Source organism: Bacillus horti (assembly GCF_030813115.1).
GTDB classification, from domain to species: domain Bacteria; phylum Bacillota; class Bacilli; order Caldalkalibacillales; family JCM-10596; genus Bacillus_CH; species Bacillus_CH horti.
In genome coordinates this window covers 1-22,679 of sequence record NZ_JAUSTY010000032.1, presented here as the reverse complement: position 1 = coordinate 22,679, position 22,679 = coordinate 1, and the positions used below count along the sequence as shown (strand labels likewise).

24 protein-coding genes are annotated in these 22,679 nt (G+C 40.9%); 20 read left to right on the top strand and 4 right to left on the bottom strand.

The annotated features are described in order from the left end of the window. Window positions 1-7: 7 nt before the first annotated feature. The 7 genes from J2S11_RS21595 to J2S11_RS21565 all read left to right on the top strand — a co-directional run bounded on the left by J2S11_RS21595 (window position 8) and on the right by J2S11_RS21565 (window position 8,000). Window positions 8-919, top strand: a complete 912-nt coding sequence (locus J2S11_RS21595; RefSeq protein WP_307398179.1) for a hypothetical protein — start codon at window positions 8-10, stop codon at window positions 917-919. A 4-nt stretch (window positions 920-923) separates the two neighbouring features. Further along, entirely contained in the window at window positions 924-2,402 is a 1,479-nt protein-coding gene (locus tag J2S11_RS21590) for a phage tail spike protein (protein ID WP_307398178.1), read from the top strand. 142 nt (window positions 2,403-2,544) lie between these two features. After that, window positions 2,545-2,736: a hypothetical protein gene (locus J2S11_RS21585; protein WP_307398176.1), complete on the top strand. Its 192-nt coding sequence runs from the start codon at window positions 2,545-2,547 to the stop codon at window positions 2,734-2,736. A 57-nt stretch (window positions 2,737-2,793) separates the two neighbouring features. After that, window positions 2,794-3,447, top strand: a complete 654-nt coding sequence (locus tag J2S11_RS21580; protein ID WP_307398174.1) for a hypothetical protein — start codon at window positions 2,794-2,796, stop codon at window positions 3,445-3,447. Window positions 3,448-3,536: 89 nt separating this feature from the next. Next, on the top strand, window positions 3,537-6,107 hold the full coding sequence (locus J2S11_RS21575) for a glycosyl hydrolase family 18 protein (protein ID WP_307398172.1): 2,571 nt from the start codon (window positions 3,537-3,539) through the stop codon (window positions 6,105-6,107). A 151-nt stretch (window positions 6,108-6,258) separates the two neighbouring features. Further along, complete coding sequence (locus J2S11_RS21570; RefSeq protein WP_307398169.1) at window positions 6,259-7,242, top strand: alpha/beta fold hydrolase; 984 nt, start codon at window positions 6,259-6,261, stop codon at window positions 7,240-7,242. A gap of 11 nt (window positions 7,243-7,253) precedes the next feature. Continuing rightward, window positions 7,254-8,000: a MerR family transcriptional regulator gene (locus J2S11_RS21565; RefSeq protein ID WP_307398167.1), complete on the top strand. Its 747-nt coding sequence runs from the start codon at window positions 7,254-7,256 to the stop codon at window positions 7,998-8,000. Between the two features lie 371 nt (window positions 8,001-8,371). On the opposite strand, the gene motB is transcribed toward J2S11_RS21565, so the two are convergent. Then, window positions 8,372-9,169, bottom strand: a complete 798-nt coding sequence (gene motB, locus J2S11_RS21560) for a flagellar motor protein MotB (protein WP_307398165.1) — start codon at window positions 9,167-9,169, stop codon at window positions 8,372-8,374. Continuing rightward, entirely contained in the window at window positions 9,162-9,959 is a 798-nt protein-coding gene (gene motA, locus J2S11_RS21555) for a flagellar motor stator protein MotA (protein WP_307398163.1), read from the bottom strand. The genes motB and motA overlap by 8 nt, the downstream gene beginning before the upstream one ends. Before the next feature lie 311 nt (window positions 9,960-10,270). On the opposite strand from motA, the gene J2S11_RS21550 reads away from it, so the two are divergent. The 9 genes from J2S11_RS21550 to J2S11_RS21510 all read left to right on the top strand — a co-directional run bounded on the left by J2S11_RS21550 (window position 10,271) and on the right by J2S11_RS21510 (window position 17,671). Beyond that, window positions 10,271-10,645 carry a DUF2089 domain-containing protein gene (locus J2S11_RS21550; protein ID WP_307398162.1) on the top strand — a complete coding sequence of 125 codons (375 nt, stop codon included), beginning with the start codon at window positions 10,271-10,273 and terminating at the stop codon, window positions 10,643-10,645. Between the two features lie 118 nt (window positions 10,646-10,763). Then, window positions 10,764-11,975 (top strand): DUF4097 family beta strand repeat-containing protein, encoded by a 1,212-nt coding sequence (locus J2S11_RS21545; protein WP_307398160.1) that lies wholly within the window; start codon window positions 10,764-10,766, stop codon window positions 11,973-11,975. A 2-nt stretch (window positions 11,976-11,977) separates the two neighbouring features. After that, window positions 11,978-12,328, top strand: a complete 351-nt coding sequence (locus tag J2S11_RS21540; RefSeq protein ID WP_307398158.1) for a phage holin family protein — start codon at window positions 11,978-11,980, stop codon at window positions 12,326-12,328. A 254-nt stretch (window positions 12,329-12,582) separates the two neighbouring features. Further along, window positions 12,583-13,518 carry an HPr(Ser) kinase/phosphatase gene (hprK, locus tag J2S11_RS21535; RefSeq protein WP_307398156.1) on the top strand — a complete coding sequence of 312 codons (936 nt, stop codon included), beginning with the start codon at window positions 12,583-12,585 and terminating at the stop codon, window positions 13,516-13,518. A gap of 21 nt (window positions 13,519-13,539) precedes the next feature. Continuing rightward, window positions 13,540-14,463: a prolipoprotein diacylglyceryl transferase gene (gene lgt, locus J2S11_RS21530; protein WP_370875590.1), complete on the top strand. Its 924-nt coding sequence runs from the start codon at window positions 13,540-13,542 to the stop codon at window positions 14,461-14,463. 6 nt (window positions 14,464-14,469) lie between these two features. Next, complete coding sequence (locus J2S11_RS21525) at window positions 14,470-15,447, top strand: nucleoside recognition domain-containing protein (RefSeq protein WP_307398153.1); 978 nt, start codon at window positions 14,470-14,472, stop codon at window positions 15,445-15,447. A gap of 104 nt (window positions 15,448-15,551) precedes the next feature. Then, on the top strand, window positions 15,552-16,196 hold the full coding sequence (ppaX, locus tag J2S11_RS21520; RefSeq protein WP_307398151.1) for a pyrophosphatase PpaX: 645 nt from the start codon (window positions 15,552-15,554) through the stop codon (window positions 16,194-16,196). Between the two features lie 12 nt (window positions 16,197-16,208). After that, window positions 16,209-16,721 (top strand): acyltransferase, encoded by a 513-nt coding sequence (locus tag J2S11_RS21515; RefSeq protein ID WP_307398149.1) that lies wholly within the window; start codon window positions 16,209-16,211, stop codon window positions 16,719-16,721. Window positions 16,722-16,768: 47 nt separating this feature from the next. Beyond that, window positions 16,769-17,671 carry a PhzF family isomerase gene (locus J2S11_RS21510; protein WP_307398147.1) on the top strand — a complete coding sequence of 301 codons (903 nt, stop codon included), beginning with the start codon at window positions 16,769-16,771 and terminating at the stop codon, window positions 17,669-17,671. 163 nt (window positions 17,672-17,834) lie between these two features. Here J2S11_RS21510 and J2S11_RS21505 read toward each other — a convergent pair whose 3' ends face one another. Beyond that, window positions 17,835-18,356, bottom strand: coding sequence for a hypothetical protein (locus J2S11_RS21505; protein ID WP_307398145.1), 522 nt, complete (start codon window positions 18,354-18,356; stop codon window positions 17,835-17,837). A 176-nt stretch (window positions 18,357-18,532) separates the two neighbouring features. Between J2S11_RS21505 and J2S11_RS21500 the strand changes: the two genes are divergently transcribed. Continuing rightward, entirely contained in the window at window positions 18,533-19,183 is a 651-nt protein-coding gene (locus J2S11_RS21500) for a TetR/AcrR family transcriptional regulator C-terminal domain-containing protein (protein WP_307398144.1), read from the top strand. Window positions 19,184-19,201: 18 nt separating this feature from the next. Next, window positions 19,202-19,762 carry a DUF1697 domain-containing protein gene (locus tag J2S11_RS21495; RefSeq protein WP_307398142.1) on the top strand — a complete coding sequence of 187 codons (561 nt, stop codon included), beginning with the start codon at window positions 19,202-19,204 and terminating at the stop codon, window positions 19,760-19,762. A gap of 53 nt (window positions 19,763-19,815) precedes the next feature. Here J2S11_RS21495 and J2S11_RS21490 read toward each other — a convergent pair whose 3' ends face one another. Further along, a complete protein-coding gene (locus J2S11_RS21490) occupies window positions 19,816-20,538 on the bottom strand; it encodes a response regulator transcription factor (protein WP_307398140.1) in 723 nt (240 codons plus the stop codon). Between the two features lie 223 nt (window positions 20,539-20,761). On the opposite strand from J2S11_RS21490, the gene J2S11_RS21485 reads away from it, so the two are divergent. Beyond that, window positions 20,762-21,706 carry an alpha/beta fold hydrolase gene (locus J2S11_RS21485; RefSeq protein ID WP_307398138.1) on the top strand — a complete coding sequence of 315 codons (945 nt, stop codon included), beginning with the start codon at window positions 20,762-20,764 and terminating at the stop codon, window positions 21,704-21,706. 99 nt (window positions 21,707-21,805) lie between these two features. Further along, window positions 21,806-22,375 (top strand): YdeI/OmpD-associated family protein, encoded by a 570-nt coding sequence (locus tag J2S11_RS21480; protein ID WP_307398137.1) that lies wholly within the window; start codon window positions 21,806-21,808, stop codon window positions 22,373-22,375. Window positions 22,376-22,679 lie beyond the last annotated feature (304 nt).

The following is a 22,679-nucleotide window of genomic DNA, read 5'->3' as shown; positions in this document are numbered from 1 at the left end:
AGAAACAATGGTATTTACACCTTTTCAGGATCTTAAGAGTGAAGATATATTAGCAGCACATCTATCTGGAATCCAGCATTCCATTACGAAGCTTGAGCGAGTGTTAACGATGAAGAGTGGGGCTATGGCTGGGCATGATCTACAGCCAGTTGCTGATCAAGAGAGTGCTGAGCTTCATTATCGTATTTATGAAGGGACAGTGAGGAATTGGTTAGACTCTCCTTCCCCGATCATTTATCGGAATGGTGAGCAGGTTTCGTCTAGTGAATACGAGATTCAGCCTGCCTATGGAGTTATTATCTTTTTGGAGCAGCAGACTCCAGAAGATGAAGTGACAGCGGACTTCGAATACATTATTGCTGATGCTGAAGTGTTTGATCAAATAGGGGCCCTCGCCCCTATTTTTCAGCCAAGCGGCTCTTGGAGGACAAATACAGCTGTGGCAGGACCTACTTCAGAGTCTATTTTAATTGGAGCCAATTTGTTTGATGCGTATCCTTTTCTGGTCACTGAGACAAGCAGCTATAATGCATTAGGGATTCGAGTGGATGTTCCAGCTACTACAGGTACGGCCCGTTTAGGAGTATACAAGGATAATGGCTCCTGTTATCCAGGTGAGCGAATGGTAGATGCTGGAACGTTGCCTGTAACAGAAACTGGAGTGAAGACGGCTGAGATTAATGTGACCCTGACTCCTGGTCTGTATTGGTTAGTTCGTAATTCCAATAGTGCTCCAGGTTTATCCGGAATGGCTAGGGAATTTACTTACCCGATTGGCATGGATAACTCACTACAAGGGGCTCCAGCCGGTGCGATTAGAGTCAGCCAGCCTTACGGTGCCCTGCCAGATACCTTTCCAGCTACAGGGGAGCTATTATTCCGCACACATTATCCTTGTGTCTGGATAAGAAGGGCGTGAGCCTATGAGTCGCTACAATCAGTGGGGAATACATTCATATAATGATCTAGGAAAAAGCTTATACAACCAATTTGGTAGAGCTCCTGAGGATTCTCCTGAACAACGATTGGCTGGAGCTTCTCTAATTGTTTTGGATCAGCGCCGCCAGACGCTAGCTATTCTTGATCAGGCAAGTGAAATCATGCTTACACAAGAAATGAATGGTGCCGACTCCTTGGAATTTGTTCTGCCCTTCCATGATCCAAAGGCGGTTTATCTACGGAATGAAAATATCATAAAGCTCATAGGCGAGGAGTATGTGATTCGAAAAATCATAAAGTCCCGTGAGGATAGTGGGATGAAAACGATATGGGTTTATGCCGAAGCAGACTGGTACAATCTGCAATATGCGGCTCCGTTGGAGGTAGCTGAGTGGGAGGATGTAAAGCCGGGTATCCCTATGAGAGATATTCTTGAGGGAACAGGCTGGCGAGTGGGAAAAATCGATGTCCAGCTTAACCGAAATCTTACACTTGATCTAGGTTTAACCAATCGTTTAAAAGCTCTACGTGAGGTGTCAGATCTATGGGGAGGAGCGTTGATATTCCGCAGCAGGACAAAAACGGTTGATCTTATTGCCCATGAGTATGAGGATCCTGGGATTGCGATTATTTATCGAAAAAATATGAAAAGCCTTGAGGCGGAGTACGATACACAGGATCTGATCACACGCTTATATCCCTATGGCAAAAATGGAATGACCATTGCCGACGCCAATGAATTCAGTGAGTATATTGAAAACTTTCAATATACAAATCAAGTGCGCGTGCGCTCCTTCAAGGATAATCGCTTCACTAATCCCTATCATTTGAAGGAAAAGGCGGAGGAGATCCTGGATAAGCTGTCCGTTCCTAGGGCCTCATATAAAATAAGTGCGTCTGACCTGTCTCACTTAGCTGGCTTAGAGCATGAATACTTTAAGCTGGGGGATTTAGTGAATGTGTTTGATGCCGAGCTTGAGGTCAATCTGAAGACACAGATTGTAAAATGGAAATACAACATCCTAGAGCCTTGGAACACACAGCTAGAGCTTGCCTCCATTCAGCCAGGCTTAGAGGAACTCTTGCGGTCTGTTTCAGAGGTAGCCAGCAATCTTCAGAGTGAGGATACCGTTAATCATCAGGATATGCTTAATCTTATGGTTTTTAACTATATCCTGAATTCAAGAGCGGAAAATGGAGATGCGTATTGGGTCAATAATGGCTGGACGATTGATCCAGAGTTTGGCTATAGCGGTGAAGCCTCCTTCCGTTGTGAAGGAAGCATGGGAGTGGCTAAAACACTTAGTCAAAAGGTATACCCTTCTCATCGTGATCAATATACCCTAAGTCTCCGAGCATCTACTTCGGAACTTACCAAAGGGGAAAATGCTCGTATTGGGGTCGAAATAGAAATCAAGTATACAGATGGGACGAGTGATGTTCGCTTCCTAGCTTTTGCTTAACAAGAAGATCATCAGGGATTTAAAAGTATAAGAGTTTTTTCTAACTCACGTAAGAACACAAAAAGCATAAGAGAAGGGCACTGAAAATGTGAAGTAAAGTCTATAGTAGAATAACATATACGCTAGAAAGGATGTGGAAGCGATGTATTTTGACGTACACGCTCTGACTGTGACAGCCAATTCGGGTAAACGAGTCGAGTATGTGGAAGTCCGTCCAATCGTTGAAAATAGCACAGGAGAGGTTCGTGTGACGGATATTATGCTACAGGGCGGGACGGTGGCTACCGTCTGGACTGGCCATCCTTCAGAAATCAGGTGGTCCTTTGATGGATAAAGGGCATAGAAACACGAAGCTCATAGTCTGAGAAGGTGAAGGGAGGTGAAGTGAAGGATGCAAAATGATCTCTGGACCCGCTATTTTCGTACTTTTGATATCCTACCTGATAAGGCTGTACAGGAAGTGGACATACGATTGGTGATGGAGGATTGTGAAGGCGAGCTGAATTTCTCTGATTTACAGCTGCAAGAAGGTGGGACAAGTACAGGGCATATTCTAGCCAATCGAGAAATGCTGAGCAGGGAGTACACAAGTGGTGAGGATTCTACCCCAGAGCCGCTGATAAAAAGACATTTTAATGCCGTTATTCGTGGAGCGAAGGTGTTAGGGATTCCTAATCGAGCACTCCCTGCTGAGGAGCAGTATATCGACAGTCGAGTAACGGGAGGAATGGATTATACACTTCTCTCGACCAGTCCTCACCCTTCTAGAGGCGTATCTTTTGCCCACTTTCATCGCACACGTACGTTTATTTTAGAACGTCCACTTCAAGCAAGCAGCCTGCTAGAGTTTAAAGCGAGCTCTCGTATAGTGGCTGTAAATCGAGAATTGACCTCTCAATTTACAGGCTTTTACCATACGATTCCGGGCTTGTTCGGCAAATTTCACGTAGATCTTAAGAGAAGCGGGGACGCGGAGCACATCTGGACAGGCTCAGGCTATATGCTATGTGAAGTGGATACCTGGTTAAAAGGTGAAAAATGGTAGGGTAAGAACGTAAGTGCTGATGAATGAGTAAGTTGCAGAAAAGAAGCCAAAGCTAGGCTTTTAGCGAAGTGAGAAGTGAGGTGTATAGGATGCAGACGAATAGGACGAAACATCGTCAATTTATGACCTGGCCCAGGACAAAAGGTCATTTAGAAAGCATGAGACGAATTGGCCCTAAGCTGACCCAGCTAGGGCTTTTCTTTTTTGATGTAAGGCATGACGGAAGTCTTTGGAGCAGCGTGGATACGATAGAAAACAATGAAGCAGGTCGTACACCTGTCCTACAGGATATTATGCAGGTGGCTCAGCAGGTTAAGGAGCAGTGGCCGCATATTACGATGCTCTTAACAATAAAAAATGACGGCTTTGAATCTATTTTTAGATCCATTTTAACAGACCCCGCCGCTCAAAATCGATTAATAGGTGAGCTACATCGTATTTTAGATGAGTTCTCTTGGTGTGATGGTGTTGATATTGATCTAGAACGTGGCCCAAATGATTTGAAGGAAGAGATTTATACATTACTAGAACGTTTCTATAGTGAAGTAAAAGGACGAGCTTCCAATCGACATGTTCATATTGATTTACCTCCAATGACGGGACCAGGTGTAACGGTAGGACCGGAAAATTGGTGTGAGTATGAACGAATTGCTCCGTTATGTGATACGGCTCAAATCATGACCTATGGCTTTGCTTGGTCAGGATCAGCTCCTGGAGCTACCACTCCGATCCCATGGCTGAGATCCGTTTTACGATATGCGACCCAGGCCTTCCATCCAGAACAAGTATTTACGGGAGCACCGGCGTATGGCCACCGCTGGCAAATTACAGATTACCCTGAAAACGTTGGTCAGAGCAACAACTGGAGAGGAGTAGCAGGTGGCTTTGAGCCCTTTCTAAGATGGATGCTAGGCGACTTGTCTCATACAGATCAATATCGGACGGGGACGGAAACTCAAGCCTACATCCCTTATGCCAGCTTTTATGAGGATACGGACTACTGTCATTGGCTCTATTTGCATGTTTATGATTATCCAGGAGCAGATGATGTAGATTCAACGAGTCTTACTAGAGAAAGCTATGATGGAAAGAGGTTTCTAACTGCCTATTCTAAGAGACAGGTGACTAGCTTTACAGGAACTGTTGTTGATCAACGAGGGACGGATTATGTTTCACGATCAGGAGCAATGGGGGAGGATCAATCATTCGACTTTGTTTATCCAAGAACACCAGCACCGTTAAGGGATGGGAATGGCAACATTATTGGCTATGAGGATCCAGGCTACGCCAGGTGGCAGTTCAGTGTGTCTACGACTGGTCAGTATGATCTTGTGGTGCGTGTAAACTTTCCCTGGTGGAGTAACCAAAGGTTAGGCTTTATGCTGAATGGTCAGAGGCACACGGTTGGAAATGTTCCTCAATGGTACCCCTATTTCAGAACGACTCATTGGGTAAGTATAGGTCGCTTCCAGCTTTCAAGTGGAACCCATACATTAGAGCTGCGTGGTCAAGATAGTCAGGTCAACACACAATTTTATGGATTTCGTGTGTGCCAAAGCTTCTCTGACGAGCACTATGCGGGAGAGGCGGCCTACACGTTAAAGCCCCGAACTTTTACAGATCGTGATAGAAATCCAGCTTGGCCCCATGAAAATAAATTCAAGCTAACACTTGAAACACTACGCAGAGCACCTGAGCACGTTCATGTGTGGTATGACGACTTTCGAGATTGGGATAGAGTTCTACCCTCCAATATGTACAACATAGTTTCAGGAAGCTGGCAGGTTGCAAAGTCTACCTCGGACCCTAGCGCAAGACCCTACAGCTGGCTGACAGGAAGTGGGGAGGTCAGAATTACGTATGATCAGTTCGAGCATTTATCTGTTCGGGCTACTCTTCGTCTAGACCAGCTTTACGGTCGGGCAGGGGTTGTGTTTGGGAACGTATGGCTATGTGTCAATACCCATTATGGAAGAATTGATTTGTACGAGGGAGAAAGCTTATTAGGAACATATTATCCTAGTAACCCCTTGAGATCAGGGACGATGTATACAATCAGAGTACGAGTTAGAGGTAGAGAGGTTTGCGGCTATCTTGGGACGACGAAAATCTTAACAAGACAGCTTAGCTCTTCCCCGCAAAGCTCCTTCGGTCTAAAATCTGATGTGACCATGACAACAGATCTGCTTATAGCAGCAGACGCTCATTGGTACTATCCACAGGAAGCCCTAGAAGTGAAGCTGCCTAATGGAGATTGGGAAACCTTAGGGCGAATACCGCGGATAGGAGTAACATGGAATCAGCATTGGGGCTTTTTTCAGTTATTAGAAGGGGAAGAAAGAGATACGCGGCAAAAGGGAGAGGATGGATTGCCTACATCCTTAAGCTTAGATTGGGATTATGTTCATTCTTCTATTTTCGAGCTGTCTGCTCCTCAGGATTATCCTGTTGAATTGCGAGTAAAGGACATAGGGGCTTGGGTCAGTAACCTATTCTTAGGCGATGCAGATGGTTTTAGCATTGTCGTGTTCCCAGACGCTGATACGATGCTTCGTATAGCCGATATAGCTGCTTATGAATTCGGTATTTTAGGTGTGGGCATGTGGACCATTGGGCAGGAGGATGAACGCTTGTGGGAAATGCTGATTGATCACGCTTAAATTTAAAAAGTTTATCAAGAGTAGGGTGGTGATGCGATCGTCACCTTACTATATACATATAACCCCGCCTAGCTTCATCTTGAAAATGTACTTGCATATTACGTTACGTCATACGTTACTCTTGTTTTAAAACCATAAAGGGAGTGCTATGATGAGAAAAAAGAGAAAAAAGTTTTATATAGTTTTAGTCATCTTTCTATTACTAATCGGTTCATTAGGATTTTCTTTATTTAAGCCAGATCATGGAGTTTCATCTTTTGTCAGTATAGAAGGGGAGCAAGAGTTTAAAGAAGTGTATGAGGAAGCTATGAAAGGCTTACCTGAACCACAAAATGAAAAAATCATATCAACTAGCTTTGGAGAGGTTAAAGTATATACATTTTTAGACTCAGCTACTGCGAACCAGGCTCCACTATTAATTCTTCCAGGGAAGGCAGCCTCTACTCCGATGTGGGAGCCAAACTTGATAGACTTTATGAGCCATCGTCCTGTCTATACGATCGATTTAATTGGAGAACCGGGACTAAGTACTGAAACGGTTAAGATAAAGGATGAGTATGATCAAGCCACTTGGCTAAAAGAGGTCATTATTGCATTAGAAGAACCTCAAATTCATTTATTGGGTCTATCCTTTGGAGGCTGGAATGCCACCAATGTAATCATTCAAGAGGAACTTCCACAAGTTCAATCGTTAGTTTTAATTGATCCCATACAAGTGTTTGGACCTATTCCATTAAAAATGATTGCCGCTTCCATTCCAGCCTCTATACCCATTATTCCGCAATCCATTAGAGAGAGGATGCTAAGCTATATATCTGGTGGAGCCGAAGTTAATGAAGAGGAGCCCGTCGCTAGGTTGATCGAGACGGGAATGAGAACGTTTAAAAGTAAGCTACCTCATCCTACTCAAATAAGAGCAGAGCAGTTAGAAGAAATCAGTGTACCCGTTCTAGCGATTTTAGCTGACAATTCTACGATGCACAACGCAGAAAAATCATACTCACTCGCCAAAGAATCTTTGATGCATCAAAAAAGTAGCGTTGTTTTATTCTCTAACGCTTCACATGCCCTAAATGGCGAGTACCCTGAAAAGCTAGCTGAAACGATTCAAGACTTTATCCTTACCTTAGAATAGAGGTAGATGCTATGAAAACATACACAATCAAGGAGCTTTCCATTCTGTGTAAGGTTTCTAGAAGAACGCTCCAATATTATGACAACGAACAGATCCTTGTTGCAGATAAAAATGACAAGGGTCATAGGCTTTACAATGAAGAGCATGTAAGATTACTGACCCAAATAAACTTTTATAAAGGTCTAGGCTTTCCTTTAGAAAAGATAAAGACTAAAATAAAGAACCCCGATTCCTCAAAGGAGCTTGAAAAACTATTTGATGATCAGAGCGCTTTATTGTATCGGCAAATGGGAAGCTTGGAAGCAAAATTAAATGCTATTGATGTTTCTAAACAGTTAATGGCTAGGGGATACGAGGTTCCCTGGAGCATCTTAGCGTATCTAATGAACCATTTAAACCTCGATCAAATTGACCATTGGGGTGACTATCAGTTTCCAGCAGAAGATGCTGAGTTGATGGAAGCCATATTTAAAACAAACAAAGAGATGCTACTATTTTATAACGAATTTAGAAGGGTTATCTTATTTGCAGCTGCTTTCAGTGCATCTAAGGTGCCACTAGAATCAGATTTAGTCAAGAAGCTTTGTGACGATTGGAAAACAATGATCAGCGGAATTATAACCGATGATCCAAATGTGATAGCTGCTTTTCTCCGAGTGGATCAGGACCGAGATCAATGGAGTGAAGGAGAAAGACGCTTGATGGAAGAAGGCGAACCTTATCTGAATGAAGCTCTCCATTATTATGGAATGCTTTAACACAGCATTATAATAAAATTCATACTAACTAAACTGAATTAAGAGTGGAGGAGGGGTTAGGGTTGGAGTTTGAGTTTGATGTGTGTAACTTGGACTAGACTTTCAAAAGTGTTACAGATTCGAAAAACGAGGCATGGATAGCTTGTAATAGATGCAAATATACACTTATTCCTGCCTCTATTAAGAAATTCAGGCATCTAAGAGCAAAAATACACTTATGTTCTCATTTAAGGAGAAAATAGAGCTTTTTCCCGAGAACTAAGTGTATTTTTGCATTTGGTAACTCAAATTTGTTAAATTTATAGTCCATTAAGTGTATTTTTGCACTTCATTTCGTTTCCATATTAGACTTTATTCCATACTCTATGATGTTAATCCGTTTCAACCTCATAAGGAAGAATTAATACCTCAACCCTTCTGTTCTTAGACTTTCCTTCATCTGTATCATTAGTAGCCACTGGATTGTACTCCCCATACCCAGCTGCTGTAAACTTTCTTGGGTCAAGATCTTCATTTTCAAGTAATATCTCTAAGAAGTTAACAGCACGCATAGCACTTAAATCCCAGTTCGATCTGAAAGCAGAAGCTCTACCGATTGGAACGTTATCCGTGTGCCCCGATATTTCAATCCTTCTAGGTGGGTCAGTAACTAATAGACCAGATATTTCTCTAGCTAAAGTCACCGCATCAGGACGAACAGTTGCACTTCCTGAAGAGTATAACGCATTATCCAAAATCGTAATTAGCAGTCCTTCTCTTGTGAGCTCTGTTTGAAGGCTCAGAGCTAGGTCTTTATCCTGAATATACGCATTGATCCTGCGCTGCAGTTCTATAAGCGCTCGTAAATCATTTTCATCGGCAAACGTGTCAAGGAGCCTTTGGAACTCATCTTCATGCTCCTCAGTATTAACGTCAGCATAATCCCTCGAAGGTATCTCAGACGGGGTTGTCCCTGGAACGGGATTCTGATACTGCATCACACCAGTTCCCCCGGATAAAGCTTGATTTAATGATCGAGAAAGCTGTTCAAACTTAGTTGCATCGACAGAGCTTGAAGCAAATAGAACGATAAAAAGAGCTAGGAGCAGGGTTAAAATATCGGCATAAGGGATTAGCCAGGATTCATCAATATGCTCCTCATGATGCTTTTGCTTTTTTCTTTTAGACATTAATGCTCTCACCTTCTTCACTAGCGGTATCTAATTGACGCTCTTTGGAAGGAATATACGTTAAAATTTTATCCTCAATAACTCTTGCAGAAATACCACTTTGAATAGCCAATATGGATTCAATCATAATTTGTTTAATATGTAATTCACGTTTTGATTTTCTTTTAAGCTTATTTGCAAAAGGATGCCATAAAACATACCCCGTAAAGATACCCATTAATGTAGCAATAAACGCAGCAGCTATAGCGGGTCCGAGTGCATCAATATCATCAAGACTTCCTAAAGCAGCGACCAATCCAATAACAGCTCCTAAAACCCCTAAGGTTGGTGCATAAGTTCCAGCTTGGCTAAAAATACTTGCCCCTGCAAGGTGACGCTCCTCCATCGAATGTAAATCATCCTCTAAAATTTCTCTAATGAACTCAGGAGGCTGTCCATCAATGACCATTTTCATTCCATGTTTTAGGAAGGGCTCTTTAATTTCCTCTACATGACTTTCTAAAGCCAAAAGACCTTCTTTACGAGCAATCGTTGCCCAATCTCTAAAAAGGGGGATTAACTCCTTTTCACTCATCTCCTGCTGATTAGAAAATAAAATACCAAATAGCTTCGGTATCCGTTTAAGCTCACTGCCAGGAAAAGCGATCGCAATGGATGCTGCTGTTCCTACAAAGATAATGAGGATGGCTGGAAAATTTAATAAAGCTGCCGGGCTAGCTCCCTTTAATGCCATTCCTACTCCTACTGCAAGTACCCCTAAAATAATTCCAATTAGTGATGTCCTATCCATAGTTCTGCCTCACTTATCCTAGATATTTAAATCCATGTCGTCTGTTTTACAATGATTTACTAACTATATCGACAGATTTCTACGAAATGTTTAATTGAATTTGTGTGACTTCATTCCTATTTTAAGAAACAGAAGGAGAAGGAAGAGGGATGCTAAAATATTGACGAATTAAATATAATACATTAATAAAATTAAAGTTAATATTAATTTATTTAAAATAAGTGTTGAAAATTATTGAATATGGGGTATACTTTAATTAATAAACAGCTATGCGAGTATTCTAAAAAGAAAAATAAAAGGAGGATGTTACGATGAAGCATCGCATTCCACAGCAATGCCCAGTATGTGAGTCTAGGTTAGTGGTTCAGGAGCTTAAATGTGACTCATGTAAAACAACGATTTCTGGTCGCTTTGAAACAAGTCGATTAGGTTCCTTAACGGAAGAACAGCTGAAATTCGTAGAAATATTTATTAAGGTGAGGGGCTCTATTAAAGAAATGGAAAGAGAACTGAACATCTCCTACCCAACGGTGAGGAATCGTCTTGAACAAGTGATTGAGGCTTTAGGCTACGAGCAGGAATATACGCCAGGTGAGAAATCGGAGCTGAAGCAAGAAATTTTAAATCAACTCAATCGTGGTGAAATTTCGTCAGAGGAAGCATTAAAGAGAATTAATCAGATCTAGTGCTATAGAGGAAGCGAAGACTTACCTAAGTTTATCCCTAGTGAAGACAAGATATTGAAGGCATATAACGATTTTATTGAGAAATTCCAAAAAAGTGAATATCAAGGAGGAACAAAAAATGGATGAAAAGAAAATGATTTTAAAAATGATTGAAGAGGGTAAAATTACGGCTGAAGAGGGTTTTGCTTTAATCACGGCATTAGATAAAAAGAACACTAAAGAAGATGACTATGACTTCTTTGAGGATGATGGTGAAGGCTCTGAGCAAACGAAAAAGGATAATAGAGAGCAATATAACAAGTTTAAAGATGACCTGCATGATGCTACGGAAAAAATTATCGGGAGTGCAAATAAAGGAGCTTCCAAGCTGATGGACTTCATCGGTAAAGCGGTGGAAAAGGTTCAAAACCTTGATTTAGACTTAGACCTAGATTTTAATATCGGTGGTGGGGCTAAGGTTACTGAAGTGATTCAGATTCAAAACTTTAAGCCGACAGAAATTGATTTTAGTGTATCTAACGGAAGCTTACGAATTAATCCATGGGAGAAGGATTACGCTCAATTAGAGGTGAATGCAGTTGTATCCAGAACAAAGGATGAGGCAGAAGCACGCCGAGCTTTGGAGGAAATTTTAGAGCATTCCTATGTTGGAGATTCGTTTATGTTTAAAGCGATAGAGAAAAAAGGTATACGTTTAACGATAGAGGTCATGCTACCTCTGCATATCTATCAATCGTTACATGTTTCCTCAAATAATGGCTCTATCCGCCTAAACGATTTTGAAATTAACGAAGTGAAGCTGATTACGACGAACGGTTCTATCCGAGTAAATGATGTCATAGGTTTAAAGGTAGATGGACAGACTTCTAATGGAAGAATTCAATTTAACCAAGCCGAATTTAAACAGTGTGATTTACAGACTTCTAACGGTAGCATCCATTTAAGAAAAGTAGACGTGGAGCAAGCCAGCTGTCAAACGACAAACGGTAGCATTCAAGCCGGAGGTCAATTAAAAGAGTTCACCTGTGGAACAACGAACGGCAGTATTCGCTTGGAGCAAACGAGCGAAGAGAATAGTAAGATTCAAGCGGAAACAAGCAATGGGCTAATTCGTGTGACTTTCCCTAGATTAAGTAGAGGGGTTTATGGGGAACTAAATACGAATCATGGGCAAATCAACGTACAAATTCCTCATACTCGTGTTAATATAGATGAAGAGAGCTCAAAGCTTAAGGCGTATCATTTTGAACAAGGAGAAGAACAAAGGCACCAGGTGAAGGCGAAAACCAACACGGGTTCCATTCAAATTGTTGAAAGAGAGGCTGATTAAATGTGAGATGGTTGCTTGGAATTTTGGTCAATTGGGCTACACTTATGATTGTGGCCGGTTGGTTAACCAAATTTTCCATTGATGGTGCGGGAGTGGCTTTATTAGCGGCTGTCATTCTATCGATAGTTAATGGGATAGTTCGTCCTATTCTCATATTTTTAACACTACCGATTACCGTCATCACTCTAGGCTTATTCCTTCTTGTTATTAATGCGATTACCTTACTGATTACCGCATCCTTTATAGATGGCTTTGTTATTGATGGATTTGGCACGGCCTTTATTGCTGGGATAATCATTAGTATTCTAAATACATTGATTCAAAAGCTTGTCGTTAATCGAGTTACAAGGTAGGGAGGTGGAGTAGCGTAACTCCACAATGAAAGCATAGGAGAAGCAAAGCTAGAGCAATGCTAAAGAAGGCATGCATGTTGAAAGAAGCTAGGTAAAAACCTAGCTTCTTTTTCCCTATTAGTGATAAACTATAAAAGATGAACTATAGGCAATAAACTATAGAAAAATGAACTATAAAAGATGAGAACTATAGTCGATAAGCTTTAGAAAATGAACTATAGGCAAGTTATACACTGGCAAAGGAAGTGCTGTCCATGAGTCCAATTAAAGTGCGTGAAATTGTCAATCCCTTGAAGTTCGAGGTTTTAGTGGGGGAGGAAGGCCTAGGACGTTCTATTAAAACAAGTGATATATCTAGACCTGGAATCGAATTATCCGGCTACTTTACATATTATCCAGCCAATCGGGTGCAGCTGTTAGGTAAAACTGAGCTGAGCTTCTTCTCTGGATTAGCCGCTTCAGTTAAGAAGGATCGTATGGTGCGCTTATGTCGAGACGAAACGCCCTGCATCTGTATCTCTCGTGGTATGGAGGCGCCCAAGGAGCTCCTAGAAGCAGCAGCTTCCTTTCAAATTCCAGTATTGCGTAGCCCGCTTCCAACGACTCAGCTTATTAGTAAGCTAACTAACTTTTTGGAAAGTAAGCTTGCTCCGAGTACAACGATGCATGGCGTATTAGTTGATATTTACGGTGTTGGTGTACTTATTACCGGAAATAGTGGAATAGGGAAAAGTGAAACGGCGCTTGAAATTGTGAAACGAGGACATCGTTTAGTTGCCGATGATAACGTCATTATTCGTCAGACGGCTGAAAATATATTAATAGGAAATCCTCCTGAAATTATTAGACATCTGCTTGAGATACGAGGTGTCGGGATCATTAATGTCATGACTCTTTTTGGGGCTGGAGCAGTCCGGAATTTTAAAAAGGTGTCTGTGGTCTGTCGCCTTGAAAATTGGGATCAAAACAAGCAATATGATCGTTTGGGATTAGATGAGGAAACGATTAAGGTTATTGATACAAAGGTTCCACTCATCACCATTCCTGTCCGACCTGGTCGAAACCTTGCCGTTATTATTGAGGTAGCAGCGATGAATTTCCGCTTAAAGCGAATGGGCTTTAACGCTGCTGAATCGTTTGAGCAACGCTTAAAGGAAACGATTATGAATGATGAAAATGAGGATTTTTAAAGAAAAGGAAGAAATGGAGAAATGGAAATGAATGAACCTTTAAATTCGATTGCCTTTCAAATAGGATCTTTACCCGTGCATTGGTACGGAATTATACTTGGTACTGCTGTTTTAGCAGGTTTACTACTGAGTATCAGGGAATCCAAAAAGCACGGTATGAGCTCAGACGTATTTCTAGATTTAGTTCTTTTTGGAGTGCCAGCTGGAGTTATAGGTGGGCGTATATACTATGTTCTATTTGAATGGGAGTTTTATGTGAATAACCCTGGCCAAATTTTTGCCATTTGGAATGGTGGTTTGGCGATACATGGTGCTTTGATTGCAGCGGTGATCACAGCTATTATCTTTTGTAAGAAAAGAAACCTTCCTTTTTGGCGAGTAGCAGATATCGCAGCTCCTCAGATTATTCTGGCTCAAGCGATTGGGCGCTGGGGTAACTTTATGAATCAAGAGGCTCATGGTGGGCCTGTAGATCGAGGCTTTTTAGAAAACTTACAGCTTCCTGAGTTTATCATTAATCAAATGTATATTTATAATTCCAACCCTGGTGGTGGTCTGCAGCCTGGATACTATTATCACCAGCCTACTTTTTTGTATGAATCGTTATGGAATCTATTAGGATTTTTCGTGCTTGTTGGGTTACGCAAGCTGAATCTACGCTTAGGAGAGCTATTTTTCTCCTATGTGATTTGGTATTCTGCCGGAAGATTTTTCATTGAAGGACTTAGAACAGACAGCTTAATGCTGACGGATAGTCTACGAGTGGCTCAGGTGATCAGCTTAGTTTTAATCGGTATTGCGGTAACAGCCATTATTGTTCGTCGTAAAAAAGGACAAACTGAACTTTATTACAATCCAAATTACGTTCCAGCGGTTTCTGGCTCTGAGCAAGCAACAACTCAAGCTAAAAAACCAAAGAAAAAGAAAAAATCAGGAAAGAAGTAATGATCTATGAATGAGCAGAAAACCGCTCCACCTAGCTGGAAGAATACGCTTTATACTGGGCTACAAGCAGGTGTTAAAACAACATGGATTCTTGGTAAAGTGATTTTTCCAGTCACTCTAATCATGACCATCCTTTCTTTTACTCCGGTTATTGATTGGATTATTTGGCTCTGTTCCCCGCTGATGCAGTGGATCGGGCTTTCAGGTGAAACGGCGATTCCGCTTGTTTTAGCCAACCTAGTTAATTTGTATGCTGGAATTGGAGCGATTTTAAGCTTAGATCTTACGGTCAAAGAAGTATTTATTCTTGCTGTGATGATGTCCTTTTCACATAATCTAATTATCGAATCAGCCGTTGCTGCCAAGGTTGGCATACGCATGTCTGTAGCCATTATTGTTAGAGTCGGACTAGCTGTTCTATCTGCATTACTCATTCATTTGTTTTGGAACGGCGGAGCTGAACAGGCACAATATGGCTTTATGAGCACTGAGCCCGCTCAGCCAGAAGGATGGCTAGCTATTGGCTTATATGGGGTACAGACAGCATTAATGGGAATTGTCCAGCTTGCGCTGATCGTCATTCCACTTATGATCTTTATTCAATGGATGAAGGATCGTAGCTTCCTACAGGTATTTACAAAATCGATGAGACCGGTCACGAAAATGCTAGGACTTCCAGCTAATACGGCTACTACGTTAGGGGCGGGACTGTTATTTGGTCTTGCCTATGGAGCAGGAGTTATTATTCAGGCCGTCAAGGAGGATAACATTAAGAAGAAGGATGTCTATCTGCTTTTTATTTTCCTTGTGGCCTGCCATGCTGTGATTGAGGATACTCTTATTTTTATTCCTTTAGGGATACCAGTTTGGCCACTTCTTCTCATTCGATTAATTGTAGCTATTCTATTAACTCTTGTTGTTGCCGCCATTTGGAAGAGGCTCGAGCAGAAGCCAACTCAGTTGACCGAAAAGACGGCAAAGTAATAATGTGTAAAGTAACTAATAAACTGTTACTTAAATGAGTTTGAGTTAAGCGATGAAATTAAGCATAAAGGAAGTAAAGATGTATAGAAGGGACCATACATTTTATGACATACACAACGGTATTATTTGATTTAGATGGCACCATATTAGATACAAATGATTTAATTATTAGCTCTATGCTACATGCTCTCAAGCAATTTTTTCCCGAGGGCCAGCATACGCGTGAGGAAATTATCCCTCATATGGGGAAGACTTTAAATGACATTATGGCTCACTACGCTCCTGATAAGGTGGATGAGCTTACGAAGGTATATAGAGAATATAATCTAAGCAAGCATGATGAACTGGTACAGGCCTTTCCACATGTGAAGGAAGTGCTAGAAGAGCTGAAGCATTTAGGTGTGAAAATGGGCATTGTCACGACAAAGCAGAGGTTAACAACGGAAATGGGCTTAAAGCTATGCCAAATTGATAGCTACTTCGATACGGTCGTTACCCTACAAGACGTAACCCAACCGAAGCCACATCCTGAGCCTGTACTGAAAGCTATGTCTGATTTAGGAGCGTTAGCCCCTAAAACTCTAATGGTAGGAGATAGTCGTTTTGATATTGAAGCGGCTCAAAGAGCAGGGGTAGACTCAGCTGGGGTAGCTTGGAGCTTGAAGGGCGAGAAGTACTTACAATCCTTTTCTCCAACCTACATGCTTCATAGTATTAAAGATCTTTTACCTATTGTGCAACGAACATAGTGAGGGATTCGTATGAGAAGAACGACTAGATATCCGGTAAAGGAAAAAAACTCTTTGGCTCAGGTCTACCGAACGGTGCCTTTTTTCAAGGTGATTAAAAATTTTGTTTTTATCCAAATCGCTAGATACTGTCCCTTCCTTTCCTTAAAGAATTGGATTTTTCGAACGTTTCTTAGGATGAAGGTAGGCAAAGATTCCGCCGTCGCTTTAATGGTGATGGTGGATATTATGTTCCCTGAAAAAATCTCAATTGGCCGGAATACGGTCATTGGGTATAATACGACTATTCTAGCTCATGAGTACTTAGTGGATGAGTATCGTTTGGGTGAAGTGAAAATTGGTTCGCGAGTGATGATTGGAGCAAACACGACAATCCTTCCTGGAATTGAAATCGGGGATGGGGCGACTGTTGCTGCCGGCTCTGTCGTCATTAAGGATGTTCCTGCTGGCTGCTTTGTTGGAGGAAACCCTGCTAAGCTTATTTATACGAAAGAGCAGATGGAAGAGAGAATGAAGCTTCATTAAAGCCAAATGCCGACCGAAATATCTTAATGCAAAAAGGAGGCGGTGGAATGAGAATATTCCGTTTATATCAGATTGATTCGTTTACGAAAAACAAGTTCTCTGGCAATCCTGCTGGAGTCATAACGAATGCGGATGGATTAACGGAAAACGAAATGAAGAAGATAGCAAGGGAGCTTAACAATTCGGAAACAGCATTTGTTTTTTCTTCTACCGACCATACATATGATGTTCACGTTCGCTTCTTTACCCCGACCGTTGAGGTGCCTATCTGTGGACATGCAACGATAGCCGCACATTATGCACGTGCTGTTGAACAACAACTGGATACAACACGAGTGAGGCAGAAAACGGGGGCAGGCATTTTACCAGTTGATGTCATCCGCGAAGAAAACGATTATAAAGTCGTGATGAGGCAAGGGAAAATCGAATTTGGTTCGGTCATTGAGGGAGAGAACAGAGATTTTCTCTTGGACGCTTTACACATTACAGATCAGGATTTATTGGCAAATTGCCCGATTCAAGTTGTGTCCACAGGCCACTCAAAAGTGATGATCGGGATAAAAAACAGTATCCTTCTCCATCAGCTTAATCCGAAATTTGAAGCTCTTACTCAATTGAGTAAACGCCTCGCATGTAATGGTTATTATGTATTCACGATGGATTCTGCAGAGGAGGATATCCTGGTGAAGGGAAGGATGTTTGCTCCAGCAATAGGGATCAACGAGGACCCTGTAACTGGAAATGCGAACGGACCCCTTGGTGCATATTTGGTTCACCACAAACTGGTAAAGCATGATGGATCTTCTTTCCGATTCAAGGCAAAACAAGGAGAAGCAATGGAACGAACCGGAACGATTGAGGTTGAAGTACAGCTTGAAAAAGGAGAACCTTTTGAAGTTAGTGTTTCAGGCAAAGCGGTAATCGTTTTTCAATCTGAATTGATTTTATGAGATTGGAGAAGCGGAACAAACGATGTATAGTTTCTAAAGATAATGCTTAAAAACCTAAATCAAAATGAAAATGCTATAAAAAAATAGAGGTCGTGATTAGCAATCTAACCACGGCCTCTATTTTATTTATGATTTTTGATAGCCTTTAATTTTAACTAAGCTTTCAGTTTACTCCAACCACATTCTCATTATCTAGTCTAACCTTTGTCTGTAACGTACTCACACTTAAAGCCATCCAAGCAAGCACATAGGATACGGCAATAATAGCTGTCCGTCCTATACTCAAAAGCACCCAGCGATCAGCACGATCCTGCATCCCTTGGCTCCAAGCCGTATCAGTCGAAGTGGTACGAAAAAACTCCAACTCTGGAATGAAATACATAAATGTTGGAACCCTCAAAGCAATATACAAACCAACTAGGATTAACATGAATTTTCTTCGCTGCTTATCCTTCCAGCATAATATTAAAGAAAGAACAATGACAAACTGCGCTACCATGTGTAGGGGCATCCAGAAGCTATCCAGCGGCAAGGCATATTCCCCTTGAAGAATGCTAAACGATTGGGGAGGATAAGAACTCCATTGAGATGCTACAACAATCCATTCATAAAAAGCTCCCCCCAGTTCAAATGCTAAAAGAGTGATTAATACAATTAACGTACCCTTCATCCATTTTTGTTTCATCAGTCAGAACCTCCATTTTATTATAATTTAACACTGTTCAATTGTGGTGCAAAAAAAATAAAATTCTTTTAATTTAACACTGTTCAATAATAACATAAGGTTTGGGAATTTGGCAATAGTAATTTAACGCCGTTCAATGAAATGTGCTATACTTCATTTAAAGGAGTGAACGTCAGGTGGTCAAAAAACGCAATTTAACCTTGGAAAAAATCATTGAAGCATCCATTTCTCTTATTAATGAAAAAGGTCTTCATGCGCTGACCATGCGAGCTTTAGCAGCAAAGTTAGGTGTACAAGCTTCGGCTGTTTACTGGCACGTGAAAAATAAAGAAGAACTGCTTCAACAGTTATCAAGTGTTATTTCTAAGCAAGTGAATTTCCCAAAGCAGGAATGGGATTGGAAAATGAAAATGATGTTTCTGGCTAACGAAAGTAAGGAAGCCATGTCTTCTATTCGCAGCGGCCCGGAGATCATGATGCAGACCATTCCTTCTGATCCTTATCGCTTAGAAATCATTGAGTACATGCTAAACGTACTTATAGAAGTAGGTTTTACGCCACTTAAAGCGCTGGAAATAGCTAATCTGATCAATAACTATACGATTCTATATACGATGGATGAGGCTTTACAAATGGAGCAACTCTCTGACCCAGCTTTTCATGAACATATTCAAGGTTTTTTTGTTAGTTTAAAGGATAAGTACCCCAACTTTTTTCAAGCCATGCAGGAGCAAGTACAGAATGAGTTGAGCGCTCAGAAAAACAAGGACTTCGTGTCCGGTCTACAAGCTATATTAGACGGATATGAGTTAGCCTTACATAATTAAATGGAAGGAGGTCTTACAATGGTCTATGTGGCATTACTCCGTGGAATCAATGTAGGCGGAAAAAATAAAGTGGATATGAAACAGCTCAAAAACGTGTTTGAGCAGGCTGGAATGGAGCATGTTAAAACATATATAAACTCTGGTAACATTGTTTTTGTAAATAGGACGGAAACAAAATCTAAAATTCCCTCCATTTTGGAAAAGGCGATCCTCGAAGGCTTTGGTTTAGAGATTAAGGTCCTTGTTCTTGATTTGGATGACTATAAACAAGTCATGGCTGCTCTCCCCGATACCTGGAGGAATGATGATCAAATGAAAAGTGATGTACTTTTTATCTGGGAAGAGTTTGATAATGAGTCAGTACTAGAAAAACTACCTGTTCGACAAGATGTGGATACGGTCATGTACGTAAATAGAGCTATTCTTTGGTCTGTGGATAGAAAGAATGTAACAAAAAGTGGCATGAATAAGATCATTGGAACAGAGCTGTACAAAAAAATGACCGTCAGAAATGTAAACACAACACGGAAAATATTTGACTTGATGCTGGCTGCTGAAAAGCTAGACCAGTCCCATTAACCTTGAGACTGGTCTAATGATTTGTGGCTATTCCGTTTACATACACGATTGTCCTACAGAGGATATAGAGCCTCCATCCTATAACCAACTCCACGAATCGTTTGAATATAGCTTCCAACGTCAGGGGAAATGGCATTTAATTTATGACGTACTCGTTTTACGTGAGTATCTACCGTACGGCAATCTCGAATATGGTCATATTTCCAAACATGGGCTAGCAGATGCTCACGGCTAAGCGCTTTTCCGGCATGCTGGGCTAAATAGTAGAGGAGCTCGTATTCGATAAATGTCAGTTCAATATGCGTATCGTTAACAAAAACCTTCCGAGTAAAAGGTTCAATAACAAGCTTGGGAAAAATAATGGTGCTACTAGCTGAAAAGGTCTTCGTCTTGTAACCAGGAGCTATCTTAGCGGTACGCTTAATAATGGCAAAAATCCTATGCACGATTTCCCGTGGGCTAAAAGGCTTTGTTACATAATCGTCAGCACCAGCTTTAAACCCGTTTAAGCGATCCCCTTCCTCATCTTTTTCCGTCAGGATTAGGATGGGGGTTCTTTTTTGTTCATGGATCTGAGAACAGAATTCAAAACCATCAATACCAGGGAGCATTAGATCATACACAATTAGATTTAGGTCAGAAGAAAGGGCTTTTTGTAACGCGGCTTGTCCGTCAGATTCCTCTGACACCATTATCCCTTCCTGGCTCAAGTAGAGTCGCAACAGGTCACGTGTAAGGGAATCCTCATCTGCTAGCATGACTTTGAATGGGGTCATGTATCTTCCTCCTTTTCTTATATTTTCAAAATAATTAACCTTACTTTACTGTGATTTGCTAGAGGGAGATATGACTAAAACTCACTAAAATAGCCTGAATATTTGACAATAAAGTGAAATGTGCTTGGTATATCCATTTTTTATTCGACTAAACTACAGAAAATTGCTAATGTTATGTTATATATATCTTGTAATATTTTGTATGTAGGGGTGTGGCTAAGTCATGATTAACAGGGTGGAGAAGGTATGTCTTGGTGGGGTTGATCAATGGTACGTTGCTCGTGGAAGTAATGAGCAGCTTCCTTTATTACTTTTTTTGCATGGTGGTCCCGGAAGTCCGCAAACAGGAGCTCAACACAAGTTTAATCGAGAGCTAGAAGACCACTTCCTTGTTATTAATTGGGATCAACGCGGGGCAGGGAAATCCTATTATCCTAGTATCCTGGCAGAAACAATGAGTGTCGGTCAACTGCTGTTAGATGCAATAGAATTGATTCAGCATCTGTGTGATAGATTTAACCAAAAGAAGCTTTTTATTATGGGGCACTCTATGGGAGCTGTATTAGGCGTTTTGTTAATTAAACAAATCCCTTCACTTGTGCATGCTTATGTGGGGATTAATCAGCCTATTAACCGAATAGAGGAAGAAGAACGCTCCTTTGCATTTACTCTTGATGAAGCCTATCGCAGGAATAATCGCAAAGCCATAAAAGACTTATCAGCTGTAGGGAAGCCTGAAAGAGGAATGTATCCAAGAGTACAAGACTTAGTAACCCAAAGAAAGTGGCTTACTACCTTTCAGGGTGTAACGTACAAGAAAAATGCAATGTGGATTAACCTCCACTACATATTAAGCTCCCACCTTTCTTGGAAGGAGCGTTTTCAATTCATGAAGGGTTTTTCTTTCTCAACAGAAACACTATGGGGGGAGTTGAATTCTATAAATTTATCAGAAACAGCTCTAAAGCTAGAAGTGGATTGTCCTATTTATTTTATTATGGGACGCTATGATCGGATCTCTCATGATACGGTGGAAGAGTACTTCAAGCATATGGATATACCTAAAAAAGAACTGATTATTTTCGAAAACTCAGGTCATTATGCTTGCTTTGAAGAACCAGAGAAATTTAACAAGTTGATGATTCAGACTGTGCGCTCTGCAATATAGAGATCTACGAAAATTAACTTGTACTATTTTTGACTCCACACCACACATCACTATAAAATTTGTATTATACATTGAAATAATAGAGGGGATATTTTAGCTATGGAAGTTGAAAACCTACTGACTGTTAAATCAAGAGAAGAACTGAGGTCGTGGCTACAAGAAAACGCTAAATTTGAAAAATTTTGCTGGGTCATCGTGAGTGTATCACCGAAACCAGATACGGTTTTATATCTAGATGCGGTGGAGGAATGCTTATGCTTTGGATGGATTGATGGAACGAAAAAGAAAATATCTGAAACCCAAACGGCGCAAAGATTATCACCTAGAGCTAAAAAAAGTAACTGGACAGAGCTGAATAAGGAACGTGCTCGCCGACTTGAAAGGCTTGGGTTAATGACGGATGAGGGAAGAAAAGTGCTTCCTGATATGGGAGAGGGCTCTCTTCAAATAGATAAAGACATAGAGGTTAGGTTAAAAGAAGATAAGGAAGTGTATGAGAATTTTGTTAGATTTCCCGATTTGTATAAAAGAATTCGGATTGACACCATTCAAAGCATCAAAAGCGATTCTGATTTATATAACAGCAGATTAGACAAGTTCATTCAAAATACGAAAGAAAACAAAATGTACGGTCAATGGCATGATAATGGGCGGCTTCTTGATGAATAGTATCATTCTTGTAGCTATAAAGTAGTTGTTATAAGAAAAGCTTCTATTGAAGCCTCTCGAAGAGGTTGTCTAGTCCATCATTAGAGGAAGCTTTACATGCAGCCAGAATTTATAAAACTTGAAGAAATCATTGTATCAAATTTTATAAATTCTTAGACTGTAAAAAAGTATTCGTTCAAGCACCAAGGCTCTAGCAGCCTTGGTGTTTATTTATGTGCGCCCAGCATGTGCGCTATCTATAGGGTTCAAGTCCCGAATAGCGAAGGCAGTAGTAGCTATTAGCTTAAGACAAGGGTGTCCACCG

Coding starts and splice junctions, on each gene's coding strand:
- J2S11_RS21595 (WP_307398179.1), top strand. CDS start 8: ATGGTATTTACACCTTTTCAGGATCTTAAGAGTGAAGATATATTAGCA.
- J2S11_RS21590 (WP_307398178.1), top strand. CDS start 924: ATGAGTCGCTACAATCAGTGGGGAATACATTCATATAATGATCTAGGA.
- J2S11_RS21585 (WP_307398176.1), top strand. CDS start 2,545: ATGTATTTTGACGTACACGCTCTGACTGTGACAGCCAATTCGGGTAAA.
- J2S11_RS21580 (WP_307398174.1), top strand. CDS start 2,794: ATGCAAAATGATCTCTGGACCCGCTATTTTCGTACTTTTGATATCCTA.
- J2S11_RS21575 (WP_307398172.1), top strand. CDS start 3,537: ATGCAGACGAATAGGACGAAACATCGTCAATTTATGACCTGGCCCAGG.
- J2S11_RS21570 (WP_307398169.1), top strand. CDS start 6,259: ATGAGAAAAAAGAGAAAAAAGTTTTATATAGTTTTAGTCATCTTTCTA.
- J2S11_RS21565 (WP_307398167.1), top strand. CDS start 7,254: ATGAAAACATACACAATCAAGGAGCTTTCCATTCTGTGTAAGGTTTCT.
- motB (WP_307398165.1), bottom strand. CDS start 9,169: ATGTCTAAAAGAAAAAAGCAAAAGCATCATGAGGAGCATATTGATGAA.
- motA (WP_307398163.1), bottom strand. CDS start 9,959: ATGGATAGGACATCACTAATTGGAATTATTTTAGGGGTACTTGCAGTA.
- J2S11_RS21550 (WP_307398162.1), top strand. CDS start 10,271: ATGAAGCATCGCATTCCACAGCAATGCCCAGTATGTGAGTCTAGGTTA.
- J2S11_RS21545 (WP_307398160.1), top strand. CDS start 10,764: ATGGATGAAAAGAAAATGATTTTAAAAATGATTGAAGAGGGTAAAATT.
- hprK (WP_307398156.1), top strand. CDS start 12,583: ATGAGTCCAATTAAAGTGCGTGAAATTGTCAATCCCTTGAAGTTCGAG.
- lgt (WP_370875590.1), top strand. CDS start 13,540: ATGGAAATGAATGAACCTTTAAATTCGATTGCCTTTCAAATAGGATCT.
- J2S11_RS21525 (WP_307398153.1), top strand. CDS start 14,470: ATGAATGAGCAGAAAACCGCTCCACCTAGCTGGAAGAATACGCTTTAT.
- ppaX (WP_307398151.1), top strand. CDS start 15,552: ATGACATACACAACGGTATTATTTGATTTAGATGGCACCATATTAGAT.
- J2S11_RS21515 (WP_307398149.1), top strand. CDS start 16,209: ATGAGAAGAACGACTAGATATCCGGTAAAGGAAAAAAACTCTTTGGCT.
- J2S11_RS21510 (WP_307398147.1), top strand. CDS start 16,769: ATGAGAATATTCCGTTTATATCAGATTGATTCGTTTACGAAAAACAAG.
- J2S11_RS21505 (WP_307398145.1), bottom strand. CDS start 18,356: ATGAAACAAAAATGGATGAAGGGTACGTTAATTGTATTAATCACTCTT.
- J2S11_RS21495 (WP_307398142.1), top strand. CDS start 19,202: ATGGTCTATGTGGCATTACTCCGTGGAATCAATGTAGGCGGAAAAAAT.
- J2S11_RS21490 (WP_307398140.1), bottom strand. CDS start 20,538: ATGACCCCATTCAAAGTCATGCTAGCAGATGAGGATTCCCTTACACGT.
- J2S11_RS21485 (WP_307398138.1), top strand. CDS start 20,762: ATGATTAACAGGGTGGAGAAGGTATGTCTTGGTGGGGTTGATCAATGG.
- J2S11_RS21480 (WP_307398137.1), top strand. CDS start 21,806: ATGGAAGTTGAAAACCTACTGACTGTTAAATCAAGAGAAGAACTGAGG.